Raw genomic sequence first — 23,680 nt, forward strand, 5'->3', positions numbered from 1 at the left:
GGATCCCGTCCGTCTGCCGGGCGCCGGAGACAAGGGAGTGCAGCATGAGCCAGTACGTGATTGTTGGAGTGGTACCAGGGCAGCCGGATACCGTCGTAGAGCAGGCGGCCGCGTTCGCGGCGCGTTTCGATGCGGAACTGGTGTGCGCATCCGTGGACGCCGGCCAGTACCAGGTCTACGACCTGGGCTACGGCACGATGACGAGTTTGCCACTCACGGGGGACTCGCCCGAACGTGCGGAGGAGAGATTCGACCCGGACCTCACGGCGCACCTGGCTGTACTCCTCGACGGACACGGTCTCACCTGGAGCACCCGGGCCTTGGCCGGCAATCCGGCCCGGGCCCTCGGCGGCCTGGCCGACACGCTCAACGCGGCGATGATCGTGGTCGGAACCAGGGAGGCGACGTTGCGGGCCAGCCTGCAGGAGTTCATCAACGGTTCGGTGGCAGCGCAACTGGCGCACCGTCAGCATCGTCCGGTGGTGGTGATTCCGCTCGCCCCGATTCCGTCTGATCAGGCCCTGCCCTGGGACCCCGCCTGATCGCGGCACACGGTGTTGGCAACACCGCAGTTTCAACGGATGCTTCGAGCCCGCAGGTGTGACAACCGCGGCAGTCCTTACTCGCGGCGCGAGGGCTGCCTGACTTACCAGCGATTCACGAAAAACCACGCGTCGTACCAACCGGCCCGTTCACAAAAAGGGCGGATGCCACAGCATCCGCCCTTCTCGAAATTCGAGGCCTAGAAGTCCCAGTCGTCGTCTTCGGTAACGACAGCCTTGCCGATCACGTACGACGATCCCGAGCCCGAGAAGAAGTCGTGGTTCTCGTCGCCGTTCGGTGAGAGGGCGGAGAGAATCGCCGGGTTCACGTCGCAGACGTCTTTCGGGAAGATCGCCTCGTAGCCGAGGTTCATCAGAGCCTTGTTGGCGTTGTAGTGCAGAAACTTCTTGACGTCTTCGGTCAGGCCGACCTCGTCGTACAGGTCCTGCGTGTACTGCACCTCGTTCTCGTACAGCTCGAACACGAGGTTGAAGGCGTAGTCCTTGATCTCATCGCGACGCTCCTGCGTGGCCATCTCGAGACCCTTCTGAAACTTGTAGCCGATGTAGTAGCCGTGTACCGCTTCATCCCGAATGATCAAACGGATGAGGTCGGCCGTGTTGGTCAGGCGCGCCCGGCTGGAGAAGTACATGGGCAGGTAGAAGCCCGAGTAGAACAGGAACGACTCGAGCAGAACCGAGGCGACCTTGCGCTTGAGCGGATCGTCACCCTGGTAATAATCCATCACGATCGAGGCCTTGCGCTGCAGGTACTCGTTCTCGGTCGACCAGCGGAACGCCTCGTCGATCTCCTTGGTGGAAGCGAGCGTCGAGAAGATCGACGAGTAGCTCTTGGCGTGCACCGATTCCATGAACGCGATGTTCGTGTAGACAGCCTCTTCGTGCGGGGTGATGGCATCCGGAATCAACGACACGGCGCCGACGGTGCCCTGGATCGTGTCGAGCAGGGTCAGCCCGGCGAACACGCGCATGGTGAGCTGCTGCTCGACCGGCGTGAGCTGGTTCCACGACTGGATGTCGTTGCTGAGCGGAATCTTCTCCGGCAGCCAGAAGTTGTTGGTCAGCCGGTTCCAGACCTCGACGTCTTTCTCGTCTTCGATCTTGTTCCAATTGATCGCATCAACGTGCGACACCAGTTTGAGCTTGTCAATCATGGGTTCCTCCGGGAGCCGTACCACTACAGTCAGTCAGAAATTTACAGTGAACTCACTCGAGCGCTTGATGTGCTCAGAGTGCGCAGGACACGCAACCCTCAATTTCCGTACCCTCGAGGGCCATCTGCCGCAGACGGATGTAGTAGATCGTCTTGATGCCCTTTTTCCAAGCATAGATCTGGGCGCGGTTGATGTCGCGGGTGGTCGCGGTGTCCTTGAAGAACAGGGTCAACGAGAGGCCCTGGTCTACGTGCTGCGTCGCCGCCGCGTACACGTCGATGATCTTCTCGTAGCCGATTTCGTAAGCATCCTGGTAGTACTGGGTGTTGTCGTTCGTCATGAACGGCGCCGGGTAGTACACGCGGCCCAGCTTGCCTTCCTTGCGAATCTCGATCTTCGCCGCGATCGGGTGGATCGACGCGGTCGAGTTGTTGATGTACGAGATCGACCCGGTGGGCGGCACGGCCTGCAGGTTCTGGTTGTAGATACCGTGCTTGACAACGGATGCCTTCAGCTCGGCCCAGTCGGCCTGCGTCGGAATCGACACCCCGGCCTGGGAGAAGAGTTCGGCGCCGCGAGCCGTCGCCGGCTCCCATACCTGGTCGGTGTACTTGTCGAAGAACACCCCGGACGCATAGGTGGAGTTTTCGAAGCCCTCAAAAGCGCGGCCGCGCTCGATGGCGATGGCGTTGGAGGCGCGCAGGGCGTGGAACAACACCGTGTAGAAGTAGATGTTGGTGAAGTCGATGCTCTCTTCACTGCCGTAGTAGACGCGCTCACGGGCGAGATAGCCGTGCATGTTCATCTGGCCGAGGCCGATGGCGTGCGACCGGTCGTTTCCGTCTTCAATCGACCGAACCGAGCTGATGTGGCTCTGCTCCGATACCGCGTTGAGGCCGCGAATGGCAGCATCGACGGTGCGGCCGAGGTCGCCGGAATCCATGGCCAAGGCAATGTTCATCGACCCCAGGTTGCAGGAGATGTCCTTACCGATCTCGTTGTAGGAGAGGTCCTCGTTGTAGGTCGTCGGGGTGTTCACCTGCAAAATCTCGGAGCACAGGTTCGACATGTTGATGCGGCCCTCGATCGGGTTCGCTGCGTTCACCGTGTCTTCAAACATGATGTACGGGTAGCCCGACTCGAACTGGATCTCGGCGAGGGTCTGGAAGAACTCGCGCGCCTTCATCTTGGACTTCTTGATGCGGGGGTTGTCGACCATCTCGTGGTACTTCTCGCTCACCGAGATATCGGCGAAGGGCACGCCGTAGACGCGTTCCACGTCGTAGGGCGAGAAGAGGTACATCCAGTCGTCGTTCTTGGCCAGCTCGAAGGTGATGTCGGGAATGACGACACCGAGCGAGAGGGTCTTGATGCGAATCTTCTCGTCGGCGTTCTCTCGCTTGGTGTCGAGAAAACGCATGATGTCGGGGTGGTGCGCGTGCAGGTAGACAGCGCCGGCGCCCTGGCGGGCACCGAGCTGGTTGGCGTAGCTGAAGGAGTCTTCGAGCAGCTTCATGACGGGAATGATGCCGCTGGACTGATTCTCGATCTGCTTGATCGGTGCGCCGGCTTCGCGAATGTTGCTGAGCAGCAGGGCTACGCCGCCGCCACGCTTGGAGAGCTGCAGCGAGGAGTTGATGCCACGCGAGATCGATTCCATGTTGTCTTCGATGCGCAGCAGGAAGCACGAGACGAGCTCGCCGCGCTGGGCCTTGCCGGAGTTCAGAAACGTCGGGGTTGCCGGCTGGAAACGGCCGGCGATGATCTCTTCGACCAGGGCAACGGCGAGCTTCTCATCACCGGATGCGAGACCGAGCGCGGTCATGACTACCCGGTCTTCGAAACGCTCGAGGTACCGCTTGCCGTCGAAGGTCTTCAGCGTGTACGAGGTGTAGTACTTGAACGCGCCGAGGAAGCTCTGAAAGCGGAACTTCTTCGAGTAGGCCAAATCGTTCAGGCTTGTGATGAACTCGAAGGAGTACTGGTCGAGCACGGCCTGCTCGTAGTATTCTTTCTCGACCAGGTAGTCGAGGCGCTCGCGCAGCGAGTGGAAGAACACCGTGTTCTGGTTGACGTGCTGCAGGAAGAACTCGCGGGCGGCCTCGCGGTCCTTGTCGAACTGGATCTCCCCGTTCGGGCCGTACAGGTTGAGCATCGCGTTGAGCGAGTGATAGTCCATGGCCGACGGTGCGTCCATGGGTGTGACTTTCACGGCTGTTGTTTCCAAAATTCTTCCAATCCGTCGTGAACGATGCGCACATCATCCGGTGTTCCAAATACTTCAAAGCGATAGAGGTACGGCACTTTGCACTTCGCGGCGATGATGTCGCCGGCCAGGCAATAGGCCGTACCGAAATTCATATTGCCGGCGCCGATGACGCCGCGGATCAACGACCGATTGGTCTTGTTGTTCAAAAACTTGATGACCTGCTTGGGCACCGCCCCGCCCGCACTGCCGCCTCCATAGGTGGGCACGCAGAGCACGTACGGTTCCGTCGCAATAAGCGGCTCTTCACGCGTATGCAGAGGTATGCGCGCTGCCTTCCGACCGAGTTTCTCGACGAACCGGCGCGTGTTACCCGAGGTGCTCGAGAAATACACGATGTCAGTCATCTGCTGTGGCGATTCTGATCGGCAAGACTTTCGGGTGAGTGGGGCGCGCTGGTTGAGGTGAACTACGCGAGGCGAGCAGCGAGTGCGTTGATCTTGTCGGGGCGAAAGCCCGACCAGTGCTCTTCGTCGGTGATCACGACGGGAGCCTGCAGGTAACCCAAAGCCTTGACGGCCTCCAGAGCGTTTTCGTCGACCGAAAGGTCGAGCACCTCGTACTCGATGCCCTTGTTGTCGAGGGCACGGTACGTGGCCGCGCACTGTACGCAGGAGGGCTTCGTGTAAACGGTGATTGCCATGGTTATGGCCTTTCTTCTTGGCTGGTAAAGTCTAAATCTGTTCGACATACTTCGCAAGTATGTTCGATAAAACTCCTTGATCACCGGCAAGAAACCTGTCAAGGAACGTCGTGCAAAGTGAGTAAGTATACTGTCCGGCTGTAGCGCCTGACTAGAGTTCCAATACTACATCTAGTGATGGCCACACTCAATAGCCACTACATGCAGTAATTACAATTGTGTAGTTATCCACCGACATTCCACATTTTGCTCACAGTCCCCCCATTCCAATTCGCCCGAATCCCGCGGAACTCGACGCAGTTATCCACAGGCAACACTCGCAGCATAATTTTGCCTGTGAAATGGCATCCGGCGTGTCGGGCACCCTCCAGCCACGAAGATACGCGTATGCCGGCACAGACAAAACGGGCCGGCCCCCACGACTGTGGAGACCGACCCGTCGGATCAGCGGACGCTTCTCGCTACTTGGTCAGCGGCGACAGCTTCGGGTCGTTGGCGTACGCCTCAGCCGCGTTGTCCTTCGTCACGATGACCGGCGGCAGCAGAAACGCGGGCACGATCTTGTTGCCGTTGTCGTAGGTGTCGTCGTTGGTCTCGGGAGTGCCGCCGGTCTGCAGCATCTTGACCATGTCAATGGCCTGCTTCACGAGAACGCGGGTGTCCTTGTTGATGGTGGAGTACTGCTCACCGGCCATGATCGACTTGACCGACTCCACTTCGGAGTCCTGACCGGTGACCACGGGAATGGCCTTGCCGGCTGCCTTCACCGAGGTGATGATGGCACGGGCCAGGGTGTCGTTGGGCGAGAGCACGCCGTCGACTTCCTGGCTACCGTAGGTGCTGGTCAGCAGCGAGTCCATGCGGCTCTGCGCGTTCTCCGGCTTCCAGTCGGCGGTCGCAGTCTGCTTGATGTCGGTCTGACCGGAGGCAACAACGAGCGTTCCGTCGTCGATCTTCGGCTGCAGCACGCTCATGGCCCCGTTGAAGAACACCGGTGCATTGGCATCAGCGGAGTTGCCGGAGAACAATTCGATGTTGTACGGACCCTCGGGCTTTTTCGCCGCGAGACCGTCCAGCAGGGCCTGTCCCTGCAACTCGCCCACCTTGAAGTTGTCGTAGGCCACGTAGTAGTCGACGTCATCGGTATTCAGGATGAGACGGTCGTAGGCGATGACGATGGCACCGGCGTCATGGGCGTCCTTGACCTGCGTGCCGAGCTGGCCGCCGTCCTGGGCACCGACGATGATGACCTTGGCTCCGTTGGTGACCATGGCCGACATCTGATCCTGCTGGTCTTTCACCGTTGTAGACGCTCCGGCGTACTGCACGTCGCCCTTGAACCCGGCCTCTTTGAGACCGTCCTCGAACAGCCCCCCAGCGAGAACCCAGTTCTCGCTGGTCTTTGAGGGGAGGGCTACGCCGATGACGGAGTCAGCCGGGAACCCGACCGCGGCACTGCCGTCACCGGCCGTCTCAGGCGCTCGGCTCGAGCAGCCGGAGAGCGCCATGAGCGCTACTGCGGCCATCGCTGTGACCGTGAGAATTTTTCGCATGTCAATCACTTTCTGTTCATTGATGTACAGGACTTGGCGGAAGGGAATGGGAAAAAGCTCATGAGACCTGTGGCGTTACGAAACGCAGGGACTCAGTTGAACGGCAGGTCGGCTGGCCGCGAGGTCTCGGACGCGCCGGCCGCCGGGCGCACCGCGGGCGGCGGTGTCGCCGGGTCGGTAACCTTGCGCTTGCGGGTGAGGAGTCCGATAATCGAGGGTCGCCCCTGGCTCTTGTTCCAGACGTCCACTCCGACGGCCGCCAACAGCACCATGCCCTTGATGATCTGCACCAGGTCAGAGCCCACGCCGAGTAGCTGAAGCCCGTTGTTCAACACCGCCATCACCAAACCACCGACGATGGAACCGATGACGGTGCCGATCCCGCCCGACACCGCGGCGCCACCGATGAAGACCGCGGCAATCGCGTCGAGTTCCCAGCTGAGTCCGTCTTGCGGGCCGGATGCTCCGGCACGAGCGACGAAGATCATGCCGGCCAGGGCAGACAGGATCGACATGTTCATCATGACTAGGAAGTCCACTCGGCGTGAGTTCACTCCGGAGAGTTCCGCGGCGAGTTTGTTGCCGCCGACCGCATAAATGTGGCGGCCGAGGATGGTGTTGCGGGTGACGAAGCTGTAGAACAGCACGAGCACGCCGAGGATGATGCCCGACACCGGGAAGCTGGTGCCCACCCGGCCGCCAGCAAATAGGAAAGTCGCGTAGATGACAACAGCGTCGAGGAGTCCGATCTTGACCAAGCTGGCCCAGAGCGGGGAGGAATCCGAGTGCATCGTCTTCTGCACCCGCCTGGCCCGCCACTCCCGCACGGCGATGGCGATGGCGATGGCGAATCCGAGCAGCAGAGTGAGGTTGTTGTATCCAGTGTTCGGACCCACCTCTGGAAGGTATCCGGCACCGATTACGGTGAAGGCCTCTGGGACGGGCACCGTGTTGGCGTTACCAAAGAATTGGTTGCCGCCACGGAAAATGAGCATGCCAGCCAGGGTGACGATGAAGGCTGGTACGCCGATGTAGGCCACCCAAAATCCTTGCCAGGCCCCGATCACGGCGCCAACCAGGAGGCCGAAGAGCAGCGCCAGCGGCCAGGGGAAGTTCCACTGCGACATAGACGTGGCCACTACGATGCCGGCGAACGCTGCGACCGATCCAACCGATAGGTCGATGTGACCGGCGATGATCACCATGACCATGCCGATGGCCAGGATCAAAATGTAGGAGTACTGGCTCACCAGGTTGATCAGGTTGCCCGGAGAGAGCGTGAGCCCGCCGGTCAAAATCTGAAACAGCGCAATGATGGCGATCAGGCTGAAGAGAATGCCGAACTGACGAATATTACTGCCGAAGATCGACTTGCGTTTCTCGGTCGTGGTTGTGTTGCCGCTCATATGCTGCGCACCTTCTTTTTGGCAGAGGTCATGCTTTTCATCAGGGTTTCCGGGTCGGCGTCAACACCGTCGATGCAGTCGGTGATGGTGCCTTCGAAGATTGTGTAGATGCGGTCGGCCAGGCCAAGCAGCTCCGGCAGTTCGGACGAGATCAGGATCACGCCCTTACCCTGGGCGGCGAGCGCCTGGATGATCCCGTAGATCTCGTATTTCGCGCCGACATCGATGCCTCGGGTGGGTTCGTCCAGAATCAGGATGTCGGGGTCGGTAAACATCCATTTGGCCAACACCACCTTCTGTTGGTTGCCGCCCGACAGCTTGCTCACCCCCATCTCGACGTTGGGGGTCTTGATGCGCAGGTTTTTGCGGTACTCCTCGGCGATGGAGTATTCCTTGGCGTCGTTGACCACCGAGCCAACCGAGATCTTCGAGAGTTTGGCCGAGACGACGGAGCGCTTGATATCGTCGAGCAGGTTGAGCCCGAGCGCTTTGCGATCCTCGCTGACGTAGGCGAGGCCGTGATCGATGGCCTCGCCCACATTGCGAAGCACAATCTCCTTGCCGTCCTTGAAGATGCGGCCCGAGATGAAGTTGCCATAGGAACGGCCGAAGATGCTCATGGCCAGCTCGGTGCGCCCGGCACCCATCAGCCCGGCGATACCGACGATCTCGCCGGTGCGCACGGTGAGGTTCGACCCTTTTGCGACCATCCGCTCGGGCACTTGTGGGTGTTGCACGGTCCAATCGCGCACCTCGAAGAAGACCTCGCCGATCTTTGGAGTGCGATCGGGAAACCGACTCTCCAGGCTGCGTCCGACCATTCCACGAATGATCCGGTCCTCGTTGACGCCGTCGGCGGCGATGTTGAGGGTCTCGATCGACCGGCCGTCACGAATGATGGTAATCGTGTCGGCGATCTGCTCGATCTCGTTGAGCTTGTGGGAGATCATGATCGAGCTGATGCCCTTGCCCTTGAGCCCGCGAATGAGATCGAGCAGGTGCTGGGAGTCGGCTTCGTTGAGGGCGGCGGTTGGCTCGTCGAGAATGAGCACCTTGACCGATTTGTTGAGCGCCTTGGCGATCTCAACCAGCTGCTGCTTGCCGACACCGATGTTCTTGACTTGGGTGTCCGGATCGTCACGCAGGCCGACCCGGGCAAGCAGTTCGTAGGCGGTGCGCTTGGCGCCGATCCAATCTATGGCGCCCCACTTGGTGGGCTCGTTGCCAAGAAAGATGTTTTCGGTGATCGAGAGTTCCGGAATAAGCGCGAGCTCCTGATGGATGATCGCGACTCCAGCCGCTTCGCTTGAGCGAATGTCCTTGAACCGCATCTCGGCGCCCTGCAGGATAATGTCCCCAGAGTAGGAACCATACGGGTAGACACCGGAGAGCACTTTCATCAATGTGGACTTGCCTGCGCCGTTCTCACCGCAGATCGCATGGATTTCTCCAGCCTTGACCGTCAGCGACACGTCGGACAGCGCTTTGACACCGGGAAATTCTTTGGTGATGGAACGCATCTCAAGGATCACGTGCTCGACCGCCATTGGTTTACTCCTTGGTTAGCGGTCTTTGTGACCGTTCACATCGAAGTCAATGTTCGCTCCTGCGCCGATTCCTGTCAAGTCCCGCTAATAACGCTTAAGTAACGGCAGCCGCGAGACCGGAACCGGCCCCGAGGAATCACGCGCGACCAGGCAAGGCGCCGTGGGCCCGGTCGGAAAATCCACGATTGTTCCCATCGCGCCGAGCAGTGATGCGAAGGCCCGTCGACCGATTCCCTCGAAGTCCTGATGCACCGTGGTCAGGGGCGGCCAGGTGTGGCTGGAGACTGGAATATCGTCGAATCCGACCACGCTTACATCTCCCGGAATATCGAGGCCAGCGTCGTGCAGGGCGTGCAGTAAACCGAGCGCCATCTCGTCATTGGCAGCGAACACCGCCGAGAAATCTCGGGACCGCAACAGCTCCTGGCCAGCAAAGTACCCGAAATCTGCGGTCCAGTCGCCGAGGATCGGCGGATGGGTCATTAGCTCGGCATCGTCGATCTCGAGCAGGAATCCTTGCATGCGCGCTTCGGCCTCAGTCCAGTCCTGCGGCCCGGCGATGTGCACAATCTCTCGGTGGCCCAGAGCGATGAGGTGGCGGGTGGCCATCTTCGCGCCGAGAATCTGGTCCTCGGCCAGCGCCCGCAGATCGTGGTTTCCCGTGGACTGGAGGCTGACGTAGGGAACCTCGATAGACATCCGTTCGAGCACATCGAACACCCGCTCTTGCGGCGCGATAATGATCAGACCCTCGACCGCCTGGTCGAGAAGGTGTACCAGGGCATCTTCGATCGCGGCCGGATCAGCGACGCTGAGGTTGGCGGTGTCCACGAAGTACCCTTGCCGCCGGGCAGCGTCCTCGATGGCCGCCACACTGCGAGCCGGCCCGTATTGGGTGCTTGACGCGGTCAGAACACCGATCGTGCGCGACCGTCCCTTCGATAGGGCGCGCGCCGCCTGATTCGGCCGGTATTGCAGCTCCTCCATTGCCTGGAGAATGCGCGCCTTAGTGGAGTCGCGAATGCTGGGATGGTCGTTGAGTACGCGGGAGACTGTCTGGTGCGAGACTCCGGCCAGGCGCGCAACATCCCGAATACTCGGTGCACGTTCCTTGGGCAGCTCTGCCGACATGGATAACCTTGCTCGCATGTGCACGGTCACAATTGTGAGTGCAGGTCCATTATGCCCTCCGACCTGTTCCACCGGGGAACGAGTATTTCAAGTCGGGCTGACCGATCGCTGCGGCGAAACGCGCCACACTGTACCCATGCCCATTCTCAACAAAGACATGACCCTGTGCATTTCACTCTCGGGCCGGCCCAGCAATCTCGGCACCCGGTTTCACAACTACCTCTACGAGGAGTTGGGTCTGAACTACGTCTACAAGGCTTTCGCCCCTTCGAACCTGGCCGATGCGATCGCGGGCGTGCGCGGGCTGGGCATTCGCGGCTGCGCTGTATCGATGCCCTACAAGGAAGACGTCATCGCGCTCATCGACGACATGGATGCCTCGGCGTCGGCGATCGATTCGGTCAATACGATCGTGAACGATGACGGCCACTTGACCGCGTACAACACCGACTACTCGGCCGTGCAGCGCCTGCTGGGCGAGCATGACGTTCCACGCGCCTACTCGGTGATCGTGCACGGCAGCGGCGGCATGGCCAAGGCCGTCGCGGCAGCCCTGCACGATTCCGGGTTCACGCAAGGAACGATAGTGGCGCGCAACGAAGTCACCGGCCGGGCCTTGGCCGCACTGTACGGCTACGACTGGGCGCCCACGGTGGGCGCGCTCACCGCCGACCTGATCGTCAACGTCACACCGGTAGGCATGGCCGGCGGCACTGAAGCCGATCAAACGTCGTTTTCCGCTTCAGCCATCGCGGGCGCGAGCGTTGTCTTCGACGTCGTAGCCTCTCCCGCCGAGACGCCGCTGATCCTGGCCGCGCGTGCGGCCGGAAAGCCGGTCATCACCGGCGCTGAGGTGGTGGCGCTGCAAGCCGAGGAGCAGTTCTATCTGTACACCGGCATCCGTCCCACGCCAGACCAGGTACGCCGCGCCTCCGCCTTCTCCCGCCTCCCCTGACCCCCTTCTCTTGGACGGGGCCCGGGCCCCGTCCACGGGCCCAGGTTATAAACTGGGCCCACGTTCCGGGCCCGGGCCCCGTCCCCGGCCCCGGCCCCGGCCTCGGCCTCGGCCTCGGCCTCCGAGCATGCCCGCGGTCAGGCCCGGGGCAGTGCGCTCTCAAGGTCGGCGATGAGGTCGGCGACGTCTTCGATGCCGACCGAGAGGCGCACGATGTTGTCGGGCACCTCGAGTTCGGTGCCGCGGACGGAGGCGTGCGTCATCTCCGAGGGGTAGTTCACGAGAGATTCGACCCCGCCGAGCGATTCGGCAAGCTGGAACAGGTGCATCGACTCGGCGAACAGGCGCGCAGCAGCGGCTCCGCCGGCGAACGCGACGGAGATCATGCCGCCAAAGCCGGACATCTGCTTTTTCGCCAGTTCGTGGCCGGGATGGCCGGGTAGTCCCGGGTAATAGACCTGTTCGATGGCCGGGTGGCCGTCGAGAAATTCCGCGATGGCCTGGGCGTTGCTCGAGTGCCGTTGCATGCGGACCGAGAGCGTCTTGATGCCGCGCACGGTGAGCCAGGAGTCGAGTGGAGCCGACACGGGGCCGGCCGCGAACTGCAGAAACTGGGCCTTCTCGTAAAGCTCGTCGTCGTTGATGATGAGCGCGCCACCGAGTACGTCGGAGTGGCCGCCGAGATATTTCGTGGTCGAGTGCACGACCACGTCAGCGCCAAAGTCAAGCGGATGCTGCAGGGCCGGTGACGCAAAAGTGTTGTCGACGATCGCGACTATGCCGTGCCGGTGTGCGATCTCGGCGAGCGCCGCAATGTCGCTGATCTTCATGAGCGGGTTGCTCGGCGTCTCAACCCAGAGGATCTTCGTTTCCGGACGGATGGCCGCTTCGACCGCCGTGAGGTCGCTCATCTCGACCGTGGTGTTGAGCACACCCCAGGCGGCGTGCACCCTGTTGATGAGGCGGTGGGTTCCGCCGTAGACATCGTTGCCGAGCACGACGTGGTCGCCGGGCTTGAGGATGGCGCGCAGGATGGTGTCTTCCGCGGCGAGTCCGCTCGCAAATGACAAGCCGTGCTTGCCGCCTTCCAGGGCTGCGAGCAGCGTTTCGAGCACGGTGCGGGTGGGATTGCCGCCTCGACTGTACTCGTACCCGCCACGCAGGTTGCCGATGCCGTCCTGAACGTAGGTCGAGGTCTGGTAGATCGGCGGAATGACTGCGCCGGTGGTCGGGTCGAACGCCTGACCGGCGTGGATGGCGATCGTGTCGAAGTTCTGGTTATTGGCCATTGTGGGCTCCTTCAATGAAAAAGATCAGACGCTCAGGTAGCTGAGCAGGTCATGCCGGGTGATGACGCCGAGCGGTTTACCTCCGTCGGTCACCAGCAGCGCATCGTGGTCGGCGAAGGCGGCGCGGGCGGCTGCCACCGGCTCGTTGACCCCGATCAGCGGCAACGCATCACCAACGATTGAGCCGACCCGATCGGTGAGCTTCGCGTCGCCGGAGAAGACGAGGCCCATGAGGGCACGCTCATCAACCGCGCCGAGTACCTCGCCCATGACGACGGGCGGTTTAGCGCTCAAGACCAGCAGCTGGGACACTCCCTGGCTCGTCATGGTCTCGATCGCATCGTGCACGGTGTCGCTTGGATGCACGTATACCAGGGCTGGCAGGCGCCCGGTCTTCGATTCCAGCAAATTAGCGACCGTGTGACCGACCGGAGCGTTGCTGAAACCGTAGCTGCGCATCCACCCGTCGTTGAAGATTTTGCCCAGGTAGCCGCGACCGCCGTCGGGCAGCAGCACGACGATCGTGTCCTCGGGCCCGAGCTTCTCGGCTGCGCGCAGGGCTGCGACAACGGCCATGCCGCTCGAACCGCCGACGAGGATCCCTTCTTCGAGGGCGAGTCGGCGGGTCATGGCGAAGGAATCTGCGTCGGAGACGGCGATGACCTCGTGCACGACCGTTGGATCGTACGCGCCGGGCCAGAAATCTTCGCCGACACCCTCGACCAGGTAGGGCCGACCGGTGCCGCCGGAGTAGACCGAGCCTTCCGGGTCCGCTCCGATGATGCGCACGGCATCGTTCGAGACCTCGCGCAGGTAACGGCCGGTTCCGGTGATGGTTCCGCCGGTGCCGACGCCGGCGACGAAATGGGTGACGGTTCCGTCGGTGTCGCGCCAGATCTCGGGCCCGGTGGTCTCATAGTGACTGAGCGGGCCGTTCGGGTTGAAATACTGGTTGGGTTTAAAGGCACCCGGAATGTCCCGGGCCAGCCGGTCTGAGACGCTGTAATACGACTGGGGGTCCTCCGGCGAAACGGATGTCGGCGTCACGACGATCTCGGCGCCGTAGGCCGTGAGCACGTTGCGCTTGTCTTCGCCGACCTTGTCAGGCAGCACGAACACACACTTATAACCGCGCTGCTGCGCCACCAAAGCAAGACCGACGCCGGTATTGCCGGACGTCGGCTCGACGATCGTGCCGCCGGGCTTCAACAGGCCGTCGCGCTCGGCGGCATCGATGATGCGTACCGCGATACGGTCCTTCGCGGAGCCGCCCGGATTGAGGTACTCGAGTTTCACAAGCACCGTCGCGGTCAATCCGTCGGTGACCTTATGCAGTTTGACCAGCGGGGTGTCACCGATAAGGTCAAGAACAGTGTCTGCGATCTTCATGGAAATTCCTTCTGTCGGGCTGCGCGCCAAGTGGCAGGCGCGGCCTCGGGGTTGCTCACCGGCTCAGCGCTGCCCGGCGCGTTCGTACGAAATCGACTCGCGACCGCAGCAACACGACGATGAGCGGACGCCCCTTCACTCTAACGGGCGGCGAGATCCGGTCACCAGCCTGAGAAATACCTGCGAGAGCGGCGCCGGGGGAAGCTACAGGGACGACTGCTACGTTCAGGTAGAAGAAGCTCCCATAGAGAGGCCCTCGTGACCCCCCAGCCCGGTTCCCCAATCAACAAAGCGTCAATCAAGGAAGAACGCACCGCGAAGCGTGCGAAAAAGCTGGAGCAATATCACCGCCAGCAAAAGCGCGGCAAGCGTAATCGTCTGATTGGCATTATCGGCGGCGCTGTGGCGATCGTCGCGATCATCGCCCTGATCGTGACCGCGTTCGTGCTCACGCCGAAGGCCGCCAACTATGCCGGCGGCGGCGCGGGCGATGCGTCGACGATCGACGGTGTCGAGACCTTCACGAACGGAGCCGGCCACGTCGAGACTGCCGTCACCTACGAGCAGACGCCGCCCGCCGGTGGCCAGCACGCTCAGGCTTGGCTCAATTGCGGCGTGTATGATCAGGCAGTTCCGAACGAGAACGCCGTGCACGCACTCGAACACGGTGCCATCTGGGTCACCTACGATCCATCCATCTCCGACGCTGAGCTCGATGCGCTGAAGACGGAACTACCCTCCAGCTACGTTGTGCTGTCGCCCTTCGAAGGAATTCCCGCACCGATCGTGCTGAGCGGCTGGAATTCACAGCTGCAGGTCGACAACGCTGACGACCCGCGCATCGCCGAGTATCTCAGCGAATTCTGGAAGAGCACTAACGTGCCAGAAGACGGAGCCCCCTGCTCCGGCGGGATTGACGCACCCGGCAAAGTTTCATAAGCCGCGCTAACCCGTGACTTCTGATCACTTACAGCCCACAGCGGATGCCCACCCACCGCGCCAACGCCGCTCCGTTTTGCGCGCCATCACCGTCACTGTTGCGGTCACGGCGCTCGTTGTCGGCGCTGCGGCCTTTTCGGCGGGGCGCCTGAGCACGCTTACCGACGCCACGCCCGACACGACAAGCGCCGAGGCTGGCTTTGCCAGGGACATGCAGGAACACCACAACCAGGGCGTTGAACTCGCCCTGATTGTTCGCGATCGTACCGACGACGCGCCCGTGCGGCTACTCGCCTACGACATTGCCACAACGCAGGCCAAGCAAAGCGGGCAGATGTCGGGCTGGCTCGCTGTCTGGGGGCTACCGCAATTTGCTCCCGAACCGTCGATGACCTGGATGACCCGGCCCGGGCTGTCCGGCACCACTCACGATTCGTCCCACTCGGCCAGCGCCGACGCCGTCCATGTCGCCGGAGAACCGATGCCCGGACTCGCGACCCCGGCGCAGATTGCCGCGCTCACCGCGGCATCCGGTGTGGAAGCGGAGCGGCAGTTTCTCGTCATCATGATCGCCCACCACCGGGGTGCGATCGAGATGGCCGATGCCGTTCTGGACCGCAGCACGAACGCGACCGTGCAGGCCTTCGCTACGTCGGTAGTGCTGAGCCAGGAATCTGAGATCGAACTGATGACCGGCATGCTCGCCGAACGTTCGTAGTCCGCGCCGTCTCGGGCCCACCTTGTGAACGCGGGCCCAGTTTATAAACTGGGCCCGGGGACGGGGCCCGGGCCCCGTCCGTGAAAGTCCCGTGGGGGGAGTCAGGGGGTGGGGGGAGTCAGGGGGTGGGGGCGTCAGCGGGGAGGGGGCTCGCGGTGATTTGGCGGGNTGATTTGGCGGGCGTAGAGGCTCGCGTAGACAGCGCCGCGGGCGAGCAGTTCGACGTGGGTGCCGCGCTCCACGACGCGGCCGGCGTCGACGACGAAGATCACGTCGGCGTCGACGATCGTCGAGAGCCGGTGCGCGATTGCAATAGTGGTGCGACCATGGCTCGCGGTGTCGAGCGCGGCCTGCACCACGCTCTCCGAGATGGAATCGAGCGCGCTCGTGGCCTCGTCGAGGATGAGCACCGGCGGGTCTTTCAGTAAGACGCGTGCGATGGCGATGCGCTGCTTCTCACCGCCGGACAGCCGGTAGCCGCGCTCCCCCACCATGGTGTCGTACTTCTCCGGAAAGGAGTCGATCGTGTCGTGAATGTTGGCGGCGCGCGCGGCCGCGATGAGCTCAGAATCCGTGGCCTCGGGTTTGGCATAGCGCAGGTTCTCGGCGATGGTGGCGTGGAACAGGTAGGTTTCCTGGCTCACGATGCCGATGTGGGAGACGAGCGACTCCTGTTGCAGGTCGCGCACATCGAGGCCGGAGAACAGCACCCGGCCGGCAGCGGCTTCGTAGAAACGCGGAATCAGGTACGAGACGGTGGTCTTGCCGGCCCCGGACGGCCCCACAAAAGCGGCGAACTGCCCCGGCTCGATTGTCAAGGACACGTCGTCGAGGGTCGGGCGCGCGTCACCGCGAGCGTCCGGGTAGGCAAATTGCACCCGGTCGAACTCCACCCGGCCTCGAGCCGCCCCGGCCGACGGCACCAGGGCAGCGCCGGGCTTGTCGCTGATCGCCGGCTTCAGGTCGAGGTATTCGAAGATACGCGCGAACAGCGCTGACGAGGTTTGCAGATCGAGGGCGACACGCATGAGGCCGAGCAGCGGAAAGATCAGTCGCGCCTGCACGGTAGTGAACGCCACGATCGTGCCGGGCGTGACTTCCGTGGTGCCGTTGAAGATGAGCGCCCCGGCCACGAGGTAGACGATCGCGGGGATGGCCGACAGGAACACGCTCACCGTGGCGAAGAACCACTGGCCGCTCATCTGCTGGCTCACCTGCAGCCGCACCTGGTTGCGGTTCTCTTCGGCGTAGCGTTCGATCTCGTTCTGCTGTCGGGTGAAGCTCTTCGACAGCAGAATGCCGGACACGCTCAGGGTCTCCTGCGTGATGGCGGTCATATCCGACAGTGATTCCTGCGTCTTGCCGGCGATGCGTGCCCGCACCTGCCCGACGCGGCGTTGCGCGAACACCAGAATCGGCATCAGCACCACGGCCACGATGGTCAGTTGCCAGTTCAGCAGCAGCATCGCCACGAAGGCGGCGATCACGGTCACCGTGTTGCCGAGGATGCTCGAGATGGTGTTGGTCAGCACCGTCGCGACACCGCCGACGTCGTTTTGCAACCGCGACTGAATCACGCCGGTTTTAGTCTTGGTGAAGAAGCTCAGCTCCATCGCCTGCAGGTGGGTGAACAGCCTTACGCGCAGGGCGCCCATGACCTTGTTGCCCACCGTGGCCGTCAGCCAGGTCTGCCAGACACCAAGCAGTGCATTGACCAGAAAAACGCCGAGCATGAGCGCAACGAGAACGCCGAGAACCGAGAGGTTGGGAGTGTTGCCGGGCGGAAAAAGACCGTCGTCGAAGGCGCGTTGGGTGAGGAGCGGCGGCACCACCGAGAGGGCGGCGCTGACCAGAACGAGCACGACGGTAACGATGAGGGTGTTGCGGTGTGGCGAAAACAGCGCGAAGACACGTTGCAACAGGTGCGGGATGCGCGGTGCCTCGGCGTTCTCGGCCCGCTGCGCCGCGGCATCCGCCCCGCTCACCCGGCCGCGTTTCATAGCGACGGCCGGCCGCGACCCGAAGCTTCCCGACCCGTGCGCTGAACTCATATCCTCATTTTAGGTGTAGCGGCAGAGACTACCCGGTGAAGCGGATGTCCCCATTCGGCCCGGGACCCTCCGTCACTTCCACGCTAACCGGGCCACGACAGCTGCGTGGTCGGTCGGCCACGCATTCTCCAGGTGGTGGCCCAGAATATCTGCGCCCAGGCCGACACAGCGCTTTCCGGTGGCGCTGAGTATCGGGGGTGCTGCACTTTCTATCTCAGAAGCAACGGTGAACGCCTCCAAAGCGCGCGCCCCGCGGCTATAGATAAAGTCAATCCGGTCTCGAGGCTCCTCATCAGCCGAAATGATAGGGGACCACGTGTGTCCGGGCACGGCAGCGACATCGGGATGAACGACTCGAAATGCATCGGCGTACCCTGCGACCTCGAGCATGCGTGAGGCAGGCCACTCGACGCTGTTCGTGTGGTGCCCCGGCTTCCAGTCCAGATGCGAGGGCACGTTGAAATCGCCCATGACGAGAATTGGGTCCTGTGCAGACACGATGCCCTCACTTTCGAGCCGACCCTGCTCCGACAAGATTTCCGCGAGCTGTGCTGTGCGCCGGCGTTCGCCTCGGCTTGCGAGGGTGTAGCGCGCAGGAATACCTGCCTCGTCGGCGGTATACGGGCCGTAGTCCGCATGCCACAGGTGCACAGACCACACCGTGACGGCGCCGTTCGGTGTGAAAACGGTGGCACAGGTCGCGAACGTATCGGTCTCGGTGTGATGAAGCGACACGGGATACGGGCTGATCACCGCTGTGTCATGACCCTGTTGAGCGATATTCCAACCCAACGCTGCCGCCAACTGACGGCCATGAGCTCCGAAACACTCCTGCAGGGCCACGATCGAGTGGGGAAATTCTTGAAGGTAGGCGACCTGCTTGGCGTGCCCGTCGTTGGAGTGACATCCGCCGAACCAGAGATTCCAGGTCATGGCAGCCACGCCCCGCTCCGGCATTTTTGGAGAGAACACAGCGGGCGCGGCGATTTTTGACGCTGCCGCCTGCGCCCCGAGCATATTGGTCCGCACCGTGAATTCACCGGTGCGCCCATTCCACTCCGGCACTAACCCATCCGTCACCAGCAAAAAGCGATAGGCCCCGTCCGGGAGGTGCGCCAGATCCATTGATAAAGGTTCCCTATCGGTCAGCGCGGAAGCCGCTGCCACGGGTGGGCTTTCCGGCAGTTCGTTCCACCGACAGTCTTTCTGCGCATAAACCTGCACACGCGCCGCTTGTTCGGTTGAATACGTGCACTGCACGGTCAGAGTCGAAGTCGCCGCGTCAAAGGAGCCGACGACGACGGCGGACGGCTCGAGATGCGTGGGCGTCTCCCGTTCCACGACTTGGGCCCACGCGACGAGTTCTTCTTCGAGCAGAGTGTTGTGCCGTACGTGGCAGCCGAGGACCACTGCCGGGTCAGCGTTGACGCCGACGACGAGCAGGCCGGCGCTCGTGGCAGCCAACGCCCCCACCGCTGAGTCTTCGAAGGCGACGGCCGTCTCGGCGTTTACCGAGGGATCGAGCTCTCGTAGTTTGCGCAGGGCAGCCACGTACAGATCGGGAGCTGGCTTGGAAGCCGACACCTCATCCCGGGCGACAGAACAGGTGATCAAGGTATGCACACCGATACGCTCCAGAATCTGATCGAGCAGCGCACGCGGGCTGTTCGATGCGACCGCGACGGGAAACCGCGCCGCGAGTTCCCTCACCATGGCCACCGCTCCCGGCATCGCTATCGCCTCCTGGGCGACTAGCGCCTGAAATTCTTCGGACAGTGACGTCACCAATTCACCCACCACGGGAGCTGGAAGCCCGGCGACCTTGAAAATCGTCACGAGCTGCGCGGCCACGTCATCTATCGCGCCACCACGAAACCCGGCCAAGTCGGTCAGGGATGTGCCGTGCGCGTTCGCGCAGGCATCGACAGCGCGAAGCCACAGATCCTCGGTGTCGGCGAGCAGTCCGTCGCAATCAAAGATAATCGCGGATGCTGCGCCCGGCAGCAGGCTCACGCTCACGTCGATGCGGGTGTTGAGAAATTGCGCTTGCATTTATGCCTCCACTCGAAGTGCCGGGCGCCCCGTGAGGCGAACCCGGACTCTGAGGCCGATCGGTAACTCGGTGACGCTGGCTGAGGGAACGTCGACCTTGATCTCGGAACTTCCGCGACTAATGCTGCCGTCGATTTTGGCCGTGATGCGAGTGGTGGCACCTCGGTAAACGTGGGAAACGATGTGGGCACATCCGCGGTCGTACTCCTCGAACATGAGCGATTCGGGCCGTATGTAGAGCAAATCATGGTCGCCCTCACGCAGAGGCACCCAGAGATCGGGGATGGCGGCGCCGCGGGCGACGGCGAGTTGGTTCGTAGTACCGACGAAACGAGCAACGAAATCAGTACTCGGTTGGTCGTAGAGAACTCCCGGCTGGTCAATCTGTTCGATTCCACCGCCCCGCATGACCGCGACCCGATCGGCCATCGCCAGTGCTTCATCCTGGTCATGAGTGACGAAGAGCATTGTGATTCCGAGACGCAGCTGCAGGTTGCGAATCTCCTCCCGAAGCGAAGAACGCACCTTGGCATCGAGCGCCGACAGCGGTTCATCGAGGAGCAGTACCCGGGGCTCAATCGCGAGGGCTCGTGCCAGCGCGACGCGCTGTTGCTGCCCGCCGGAGAGCTGGGCTGGAAACCGGTCTGCGTAACCGGGCAGCCCGACCAGATCGAGCAGAGAGGTGAGTTTCGCTACCCGCCTGGCCTTAACTTCGCGTCGCACGACGAGCCCGAACGACACGTTGTCGGCCACACTGAGGTTGGGAAACAGGCTGTAGGACTGAGACACCATGCCGATGCCGCGACGGTGGGCCGGAACCCGCAATACATCGCGCCCATCCACCGTGAGAGTACCGCTCGACGCGGTCTCGAACCCAGCGAGAATACGCAGTGCTGTTGATTTTCCGCAGCCGGAAGGGCCGAGCAGCGCGACGAATTCCCCGGGTTCGACGGTGAGGTCAAGGCCAGTGAGCACAGTGGTGTCACCAAACTTCTTGCTCACCGCGGTGTACTCGATACGCGCCGCCGTTGTACTTCGGGGGTGAGCGGTTGTTGCTGTGAGCGTCACGATTCGTGTCCTTTCAAGGCCAGGGCGCGCGCAGGGGCTGCCCGTCCGGCGAGTACTGTCATGGCGATCAACAAGGCCCAGGTGAGGGCGTTGATGAGGAGGGACATGGAAATGGAAGCGCGAAAGTTGGAGCCGGCGATTTGGGTGAGCCAGACCGGCAGGGTTCGATAGCCCAGCGTCACCGCCACCGTGAATTCACCCAGGCACAGTGCTATACAGAAAAACGCAGAGAAGATTACTGGCCCCTTGATGTTGGGCAGGATGACCCGTCGGAGCACCGTGGCGCCGCTCGCACCGAGCGAATGGGCACTCTCGACCAGGGTGCGCAGGTCAATGGTGCGCAGACCAGCATCGAGCGATCGAAAGACGAACGGCAAGGTCAAGACAATGTAGCTGCCGACCAGAACGACGGGCAGGTCAGGGTTTTGAAGCAGCTGGCTGACCTGAGCTGGCAGAGAACCGCGACCGAAACCGGCCATGCTGCGCAACACCGTGACCAACCCGGCCGCTAGGGCGATTGACGGTACGACGAGAGGGATCGTGCAGACGATCTCGATAATGGGACGCCACCGTGGCGCCCGAAGGTGGAGATAGACCATGGTCGGAACCATAAGGGCCAGCAACCCCACAACGGTCAAAACAGTTATGAGCAGTGTCAGCGATAGCGCACCAGGAAACCCCGGGTCGCGCACCGATTCTAGATATGGCTCAAAAGTGAACCCGGCAGTGGGCACGTAGATACTGAAGGCGAAAGCGCACAGCATGGGCACCGCAATGTAGAGCGCCATCAGGATGATCAAAGCCCAGCTGAGCCCCGGCGCCACGACACGGATACCCCGAGCCGCGCGAGTTTTCCGACTCACTTGAACCACTTGAGACTCCGTTTCTGCAGGGGCATGTAGATGAGCAAGACGATTAGGGCCACGACGATCATGTTGACACCCAGCGCCATGGCGACATTCTCCTGGCCAGCCAGGTTGCCACCGGCCAGTCCACTGTCGATGCGCAGGCTGATAAGGGGTACCCCGCCGCCGCCGATCAGGGCCGCCGCCGACGCGTGGGTCGCAAATGATGCCCCGAAGAGCAGGACGAAGCCGCTCAGAATCGCTGGACTGGCGATAGGCAAGGCGATCTTCTTCCAGAACTGCCAGCTGGTTGCCCCCACGGAGGCGGCCGCCTCCTTCCATTCCACGCGCAGGCCGGTCAGGGTGGGGAGAACAACCATGACCATGGTCGGTATCAGAAAATACTGGTACATCAGGATGAGGCCGCCACTGCTGTAGAGGGTGAAGCCCCGGTCTGTGAGCGACAAAAGTCCGGTGATGATGCCCGCGTTGCCGACCGCTGCAATAAAGGAGAAAGCGAGAGGAACGCCTCCGGAATTGGCCAGTACGCTCGTGAGCACGGTGACCACAGCGCTGAGTTTCCTGGAGCGCGTAGTGAGAATGGCCTGCGCGAGGGCCAGGCCCACGATGCCGCCGACCAGTGCTGCGATGACGCTAATCTGCAAGCTGTTTCGCATTGCGTCCCAGGATGCGCCCCGAAAACTGGCCGCAAAGTTGGCCAGGCTGGGCACGTAGTTTCCCGGCTCGTTCACGTCGGCCACCCGGAACGCCGACAGCACGATGCCGCAGACCGGTACGCCCAAAAAAAGCACGATGAAGGCAAGGAACGGGATGAGTCCCCAGAAGGAAGCGGTTCGGCGTTCGGCCCGGGCACGCAACGAATGAATGCGACATATCGCCCGCTCGATCGCACCAGGGGCCGAGGGGGCGTTGCGCGTGGCCACCGTGGGGGTCACGAGGCGACCGCTGCGTCCCACTTCTCAGCGAGGAGCAGGTTGGCGGAGCTGCGCTGGGCTTCCGACGGAAGCTCGAATCCATTCACCACGATCGGGAGCTTGTCGGCCGCAGCCGTGTCGACAGCACCGGACTGGATTAGGGCATCGAATCGCACCGGTCGGGTGTAACCATTGAGCAGGATGTTCTGGCCCTCATCGGAGTACATGAACTCGATCCATAGGCGTGCCGCAGCGGGGTGTGGGGCGTCCGCGTTGATTGACGCGGCGTAGTAGGACGCCATGGTGCCGTCGGTCGGGATGACCACCTGAAAATCGACACCAGCCGCGGCAGTGTCATCGGCCACGGCCAAATTGAGGTAATCCCAGTTGATGATGATGGGGGTTTCACCGGTTTCCAGGGTGCCGGCGTTGGCCTCGACGGGAATGAGGATGCCGCGCGCCGACAACTCCGCCATGAACTCGATACCGGGCTGGATGTCGTCGAGACTGCCACCCGTCGCCATCGCTGCGGCCCAGACTGCGTTGAAGCCAGATTCGCCCTGGGCAGGATTTCCGGTGAGGGCGACTTTGCCGACGTACTGCGGGTCGTTGAGTTGGGCGAATGAGGTGGGACACACCGCGACTGCGGCCGCGTCACACCCGATGGTGACGTAGCCGCCGTATTGGTTCGTCCACATGCCCTCGGCATCGGTGAATGACGAGTCAATGTCAGCGACCGTCGCGGGACGATATTCGGCCAGGAGTCCCTCGGCACTTGCGCTATTGGCGAAGGAAACTCCAGTGTCGAGGTAGTCCAGGGACCGGCTCTGGCCGACGCGGTTCTTGATGGCGTTGACCTGGTCCTGGCTGGAACCGGCCGAGGTGTCGTTGTCTACTTCGATACCGTAGGTGGCCGTGAATTCCTCGATCAAGACGCCGTAATTCGCCCAGTCCGCATATAGGCCCATGACGTTCAGAGTTCCTTCAGCCTGCGCAGCGCTCACGAGACTGTCCAACCCACCGCCGGTCTCGACGGAGGTCGCGGCGGCCCAGTCGACGTCCCCGGCAGCGTCGTTGGAGGTACTTGTACAACCAGACAGGCCGAGTGCGCTGACAAGCAGGACTGCGGGCAGGTAACGGCGGCGCGATGTGTTCATGGAAATCCTCTTCAGCCAG

20 protein-coding genes are annotated in these 23,680 nt (G+C 62.2%); 4 read left to right on the top strand and 16 right to left on the bottom strand.

The genetic code is table 11. The features are described from left to right. Nucleotides 1–44 precede the first annotated feature (44 nt). Nucleotides 45–542, top strand: coding sequence for a universal stress protein (locus E3T38_RS14375; RefSeq protein WP_134548823.1), 498 nt, complete (start codon nucleotides 45–47; stop codon nucleotides 540–542). 200 nt (nucleotides 543–742) lie between these two features. On the opposite strand, the gene nrdF is transcribed toward E3T38_RS14375, so the two are convergent. From nrdF to E3T38_RS14415, 8 genes are all read right to left on the bottom strand, one after another. Then, a complete protein-coding gene (gene nrdF, locus E3T38_RS14380) occupies nucleotides 743–1,717 on the bottom strand; it encodes a class 1b ribonucleoside-diphosphate reductase subunit beta (protein WP_134548824.1) in 975 nt (324 codons plus the stop codon). 73 nt (nucleotides 1,718–1,790) lie between these two features. Continuing rightward, on the bottom strand, nucleotides 1,791–3,896 hold the full coding sequence (gene nrdE, locus E3T38_RS14385; protein WP_174775253.1) for a class 1b ribonucleoside-diphosphate reductase subunit alpha: 2,106 nt from the start codon (nucleotides 3,894–3,896) through the stop codon (nucleotides 1,791–1,793). A 29-nt stretch (nucleotides 3,897–3,925) separates the two neighbouring features. Then, nucleotides 3,926–4,330, bottom strand: a complete 405-nt coding sequence (gene nrdI / locus E3T38_RS14390) for a class Ib ribonucleoside-diphosphate reductase assembly flavoprotein NrdI (RefSeq protein ID WP_104127790.1) — start codon at nucleotides 4,328–4,330, stop codon at nucleotides 3,926–3,928. A gap of 62 nt (nucleotides 4,331–4,392) precedes the next feature. After that, nucleotides 4,393–4,626 (bottom strand): glutaredoxin-like protein NrdH, encoded by a 234-nt coding sequence (gene nrdH, locus E3T38_RS14395; protein ID WP_104127791.1) that lies wholly within the window; start codon nucleotides 4,624–4,626, stop codon nucleotides 4,393–4,395. A gap of 461 nt (nucleotides 4,627–5,087) precedes the next feature. Then, nucleotides 5,088–6,179 (bottom strand): sugar-binding protein, encoded by a 1,092-nt coding sequence (locus E3T38_RS14400; RefSeq protein ID WP_134548825.1) that lies wholly within the window; start codon nucleotides 6,177–6,179, stop codon nucleotides 5,088–5,090. A 92-nt stretch (nucleotides 6,180–6,271) separates the two neighbouring features. After that, nucleotides 6,272–7,585 (bottom strand): multiple monosaccharide ABC transporter permease, encoded by a 1,314-nt coding sequence (gene mmsB, locus E3T38_RS14405; RefSeq protein WP_134548826.1) that lies wholly within the window; start codon nucleotides 7,583–7,585, stop codon nucleotides 6,272–6,274. Beyond that, on the bottom strand, nucleotides 7,582–9,132 hold the full coding sequence (gene mmsA / locus E3T38_RS14410; protein WP_134548827.1) for a multiple monosaccharide ABC transporter ATP-binding protein: 1,551 nt from the start codon (nucleotides 9,130–9,132) through the stop codon (nucleotides 7,582–7,584). The genes mmsB and mmsA overlap by 4 nt, the downstream gene beginning before the upstream one ends. 84 nt (nucleotides 9,133–9,216) lie before the next feature. Beyond that, the gene (locus E3T38_RS14415) at nucleotides 9,217–10,263 is read right to left on the bottom strand and encodes a LacI family DNA-binding transcriptional regulator (RefSeq protein ID WP_134548828.1); all 1,047 of its coding nucleotides are present in this window, start codon (nucleotides 10,261–10,263) and stop codon (nucleotides 9,217–9,219) included. Between the two features lie 136 nt (nucleotides 10,264–10,399). Between E3T38_RS14415 and E3T38_RS14420 the strand changes: the two genes are divergently transcribed. Then, entirely contained in the window at nucleotides 10,400–11,218 is an 819-nt protein-coding gene (locus E3T38_RS14420) for a shikimate 5-dehydrogenase (protein WP_174775252.1), read from the top strand. A 137-nt stretch (nucleotides 11,219–11,355) separates the two neighbouring features. Here the strand turns inward: E3T38_RS14420 and E3T38_RS14425 are convergent, their stop codons facing one another. Both E3T38_RS14425 and E3T38_RS14430 read right to left on the bottom strand, forming a co-directional pair. Next, nucleotides 11,356–12,507 (bottom strand): cystathionine gamma-synthase, encoded by a 1,152-nt coding sequence (locus tag E3T38_RS14425; RefSeq protein ID WP_134548829.1) that lies wholly within the window; start codon nucleotides 12,505–12,507, stop codon nucleotides 11,356–11,358. A 24-nt stretch (nucleotides 12,508–12,531) separates the two neighbouring features. After that, on the bottom strand, nucleotides 12,532–13,896 hold the full coding sequence (locus E3T38_RS14430; RefSeq protein WP_134548830.1) for a cystathionine beta-synthase: 1,365 nt from the start codon (nucleotides 13,894–13,896) through the stop codon (nucleotides 12,532–12,534). A 258-nt stretch (nucleotides 13,897–14,154) separates the two neighbouring features. Here E3T38_RS14430 and E3T38_RS14435 point away from each other — a divergent pair, with 258 nt between their 5' ends. Both E3T38_RS14435 and E3T38_RS14440 read left to right on the top strand, forming a co-directional pair. Beyond that, entirely contained in the window at nucleotides 14,155–14,835 is a 681-nt protein-coding gene (locus tag E3T38_RS14435; protein ID WP_134548831.1) for a DUF3105 domain-containing protein, read from the top strand. A 13-nt stretch (nucleotides 14,836–14,848) separates the two neighbouring features. Next, entirely contained in the window at nucleotides 14,849–15,553 is a 705-nt protein-coding gene (locus tag E3T38_RS14440) for a DUF305 domain-containing protein (RefSeq protein ID WP_134548832.1), read from the top strand. Between the two features lie 134 nt (nucleotides 15,554–15,687). Here the strand turns inward: E3T38_RS14440 and E3T38_RS14445 are convergent, their stop codons facing one another. The 6 genes from E3T38_RS14445 to E3T38_RS14470 all read right to left on the bottom strand — a co-directional run bounded on the left by E3T38_RS14445 (nucleotide 15,688) and on the right by E3T38_RS14470 (nucleotide 23,661). Beyond that, the gene (locus E3T38_RS14445; protein WP_370449045.1) at nucleotides 15,688–17,604 is read right to left on the bottom strand and encodes an ABC transporter ATP-binding protein; all 1,917 of its coding nucleotides are present in this window, start codon (nucleotides 17,602–17,604) and stop codon (nucleotides 15,688–15,690) included. A 72-nt stretch (nucleotides 17,605–17,676) separates the two neighbouring features. Beyond that, a complete protein-coding gene (locus E3T38_RS14450) occupies nucleotides 17,677–19,656 on the bottom strand; it encodes an HAD hydrolase-like protein (protein ID WP_134548833.1) in 1,980 nt (659 codons plus the stop codon). After that, nucleotides 19,657–20,724, bottom strand: a complete 1,068-nt coding sequence (locus E3T38_RS14455; protein ID WP_134548834.1) for an ABC transporter ATP-binding protein — start codon at nucleotides 20,722–20,724, stop codon at nucleotides 19,657–19,659. Next, nucleotides 20,721–21,587 carry an ABC transporter permease gene (locus E3T38_RS14460; RefSeq protein ID WP_134548835.1) on the bottom strand — a complete coding sequence of 289 codons (867 nt, stop codon included), beginning with the start codon at nucleotides 21,585–21,587 and terminating at the stop codon, nucleotides 20,721–20,723. Before E3T38_RS14460 ends, E3T38_RS14455 begins: the two co-directional genes overlap by 4 nt. Continuing rightward, nucleotides 21,584–22,525, bottom strand: a complete 942-nt coding sequence (locus E3T38_RS14465; protein WP_134548836.1) for an ABC transporter permease subunit — start codon at nucleotides 22,523–22,525, stop codon at nucleotides 21,584–21,586. Before E3T38_RS14465 ends, E3T38_RS14460 begins: the two co-directional genes overlap by 4 nt. Then, complete coding sequence (locus E3T38_RS14470; RefSeq protein WP_134548837.1) at nucleotides 22,522–23,661, bottom strand: ABC transporter substrate-binding protein; 1,140 nt, start codon at nucleotides 23,659–23,661, stop codon at nucleotides 22,522–22,524. The genes E3T38_RS14465 and E3T38_RS14470 overlap by 4 nt, the downstream gene beginning before the upstream one ends. Nucleotides 23,662–23,680 lie beyond the last annotated feature (19 nt).

The organism is Cryobacterium sp. Hb1 (assembly GCF_004403585.1).
Taxonomy (GTDB): Bacteria; Actinomycetota; Actinomycetes; order Actinomycetales; family Microbacteriaceae; genus Cryobacterium; species Cryobacterium lyxosi.

What these genes read in the sequence shown, in the direction of transcription:
- nrdI (WP_104127790.1), bottom strand. Translation starts at nt 4,330, where the DNA reads ATGACTGACATCGTGTATTTCTCGAGCACCTCGGGTAACACGCGCCGG.
- E3T38_RS14375 (WP_134548823.1), top strand. Translation starts at nt 45, where the DNA reads ATGAGCCAGTACGTGATTGTTGGAGTGGTACCAGGGCAGCCGGATACC.
- E3T38_RS14430 (WP_134548830.1), bottom strand. Translation starts at nt 13,896, where the DNA reads ATGAAGATCGCAGACACTGTTCTTGACCTTATCGGTGACACCCCGCTG.
- nrdH (WP_104127791.1), bottom strand. Translation starts at nt 4,626, where the DNA reads ATGGCAATCACCGTTTACACGAAGCCCTCCTGCGTACAGTGCGCGGCC.
- E3T38_RS14450 (WP_134548833.1), bottom strand. Translation starts at nt 19,656, where the DNA reads ATGCAAGCGCAATTTCTCAACACCCGCATCGACGTGAGCGTGAGCCTG.
- E3T38_RS14470 (WP_134548837.1), bottom strand. Translation starts at nt 23,661, where the DNA reads ATGAACACATCGCGCCGCCGTTACCTGCCCGCAGTCCTGCTTGTCAGC.
- nrdE (WP_174775253.1), bottom strand. Translation starts at nt 3,896, where the DNA reads ATGGACTATCACTCGCTCAACGCGATGCTCAACCTGTACGGCCCGAAC.
- E3T38_RS14415 (WP_134548828.1), bottom strand. Translation starts at nt 10,263, where the DNA reads ATGTCGGCAGAGCTGCCCAAGGAACGTGCACCGAGTATTCGGGATGTT.
- E3T38_RS14425 (WP_134548829.1), bottom strand. Translation starts at nt 12,507, where the DNA reads ATGGCCAATAACCAGAACTTCGACACGATCGCCATCCACGCCGGTCAG.
- nrdF (WP_134548824.1), bottom strand. Translation starts at nt 1,717, where the DNA reads ATGATTGACAAGCTCAAACTGGTGTCGCACGTTGATGCGATCAATTGG.
- E3T38_RS14420 (WP_174775252.1), top strand. Translation starts at nt 10,400, where the DNA reads ATGCCCATTCTCAACAAAGACATGACCCTGTGCATTTCACTCTCGGGC.
- mmsA (WP_134548827.1), bottom strand. Translation starts at nt 9,132, where the DNA reads ATGGCGGTCGAGCACGTGATCCTTGAGATGCGTTCCATCACCAAAGAA.
- E3T38_RS14400 (WP_134548825.1), bottom strand. Translation starts at nt 6,179, where the DNA reads ATGCGAAAAATTCTCACGGTCACAGCGATGGCCGCAGTAGCGCTCATG.
- mmsB (WP_134548826.1), bottom strand. Translation starts at nt 7,585, where the DNA reads ATGAGCGGCAACACAACCACGACCGAGAAACGCAAGTCGATCTTCGGC.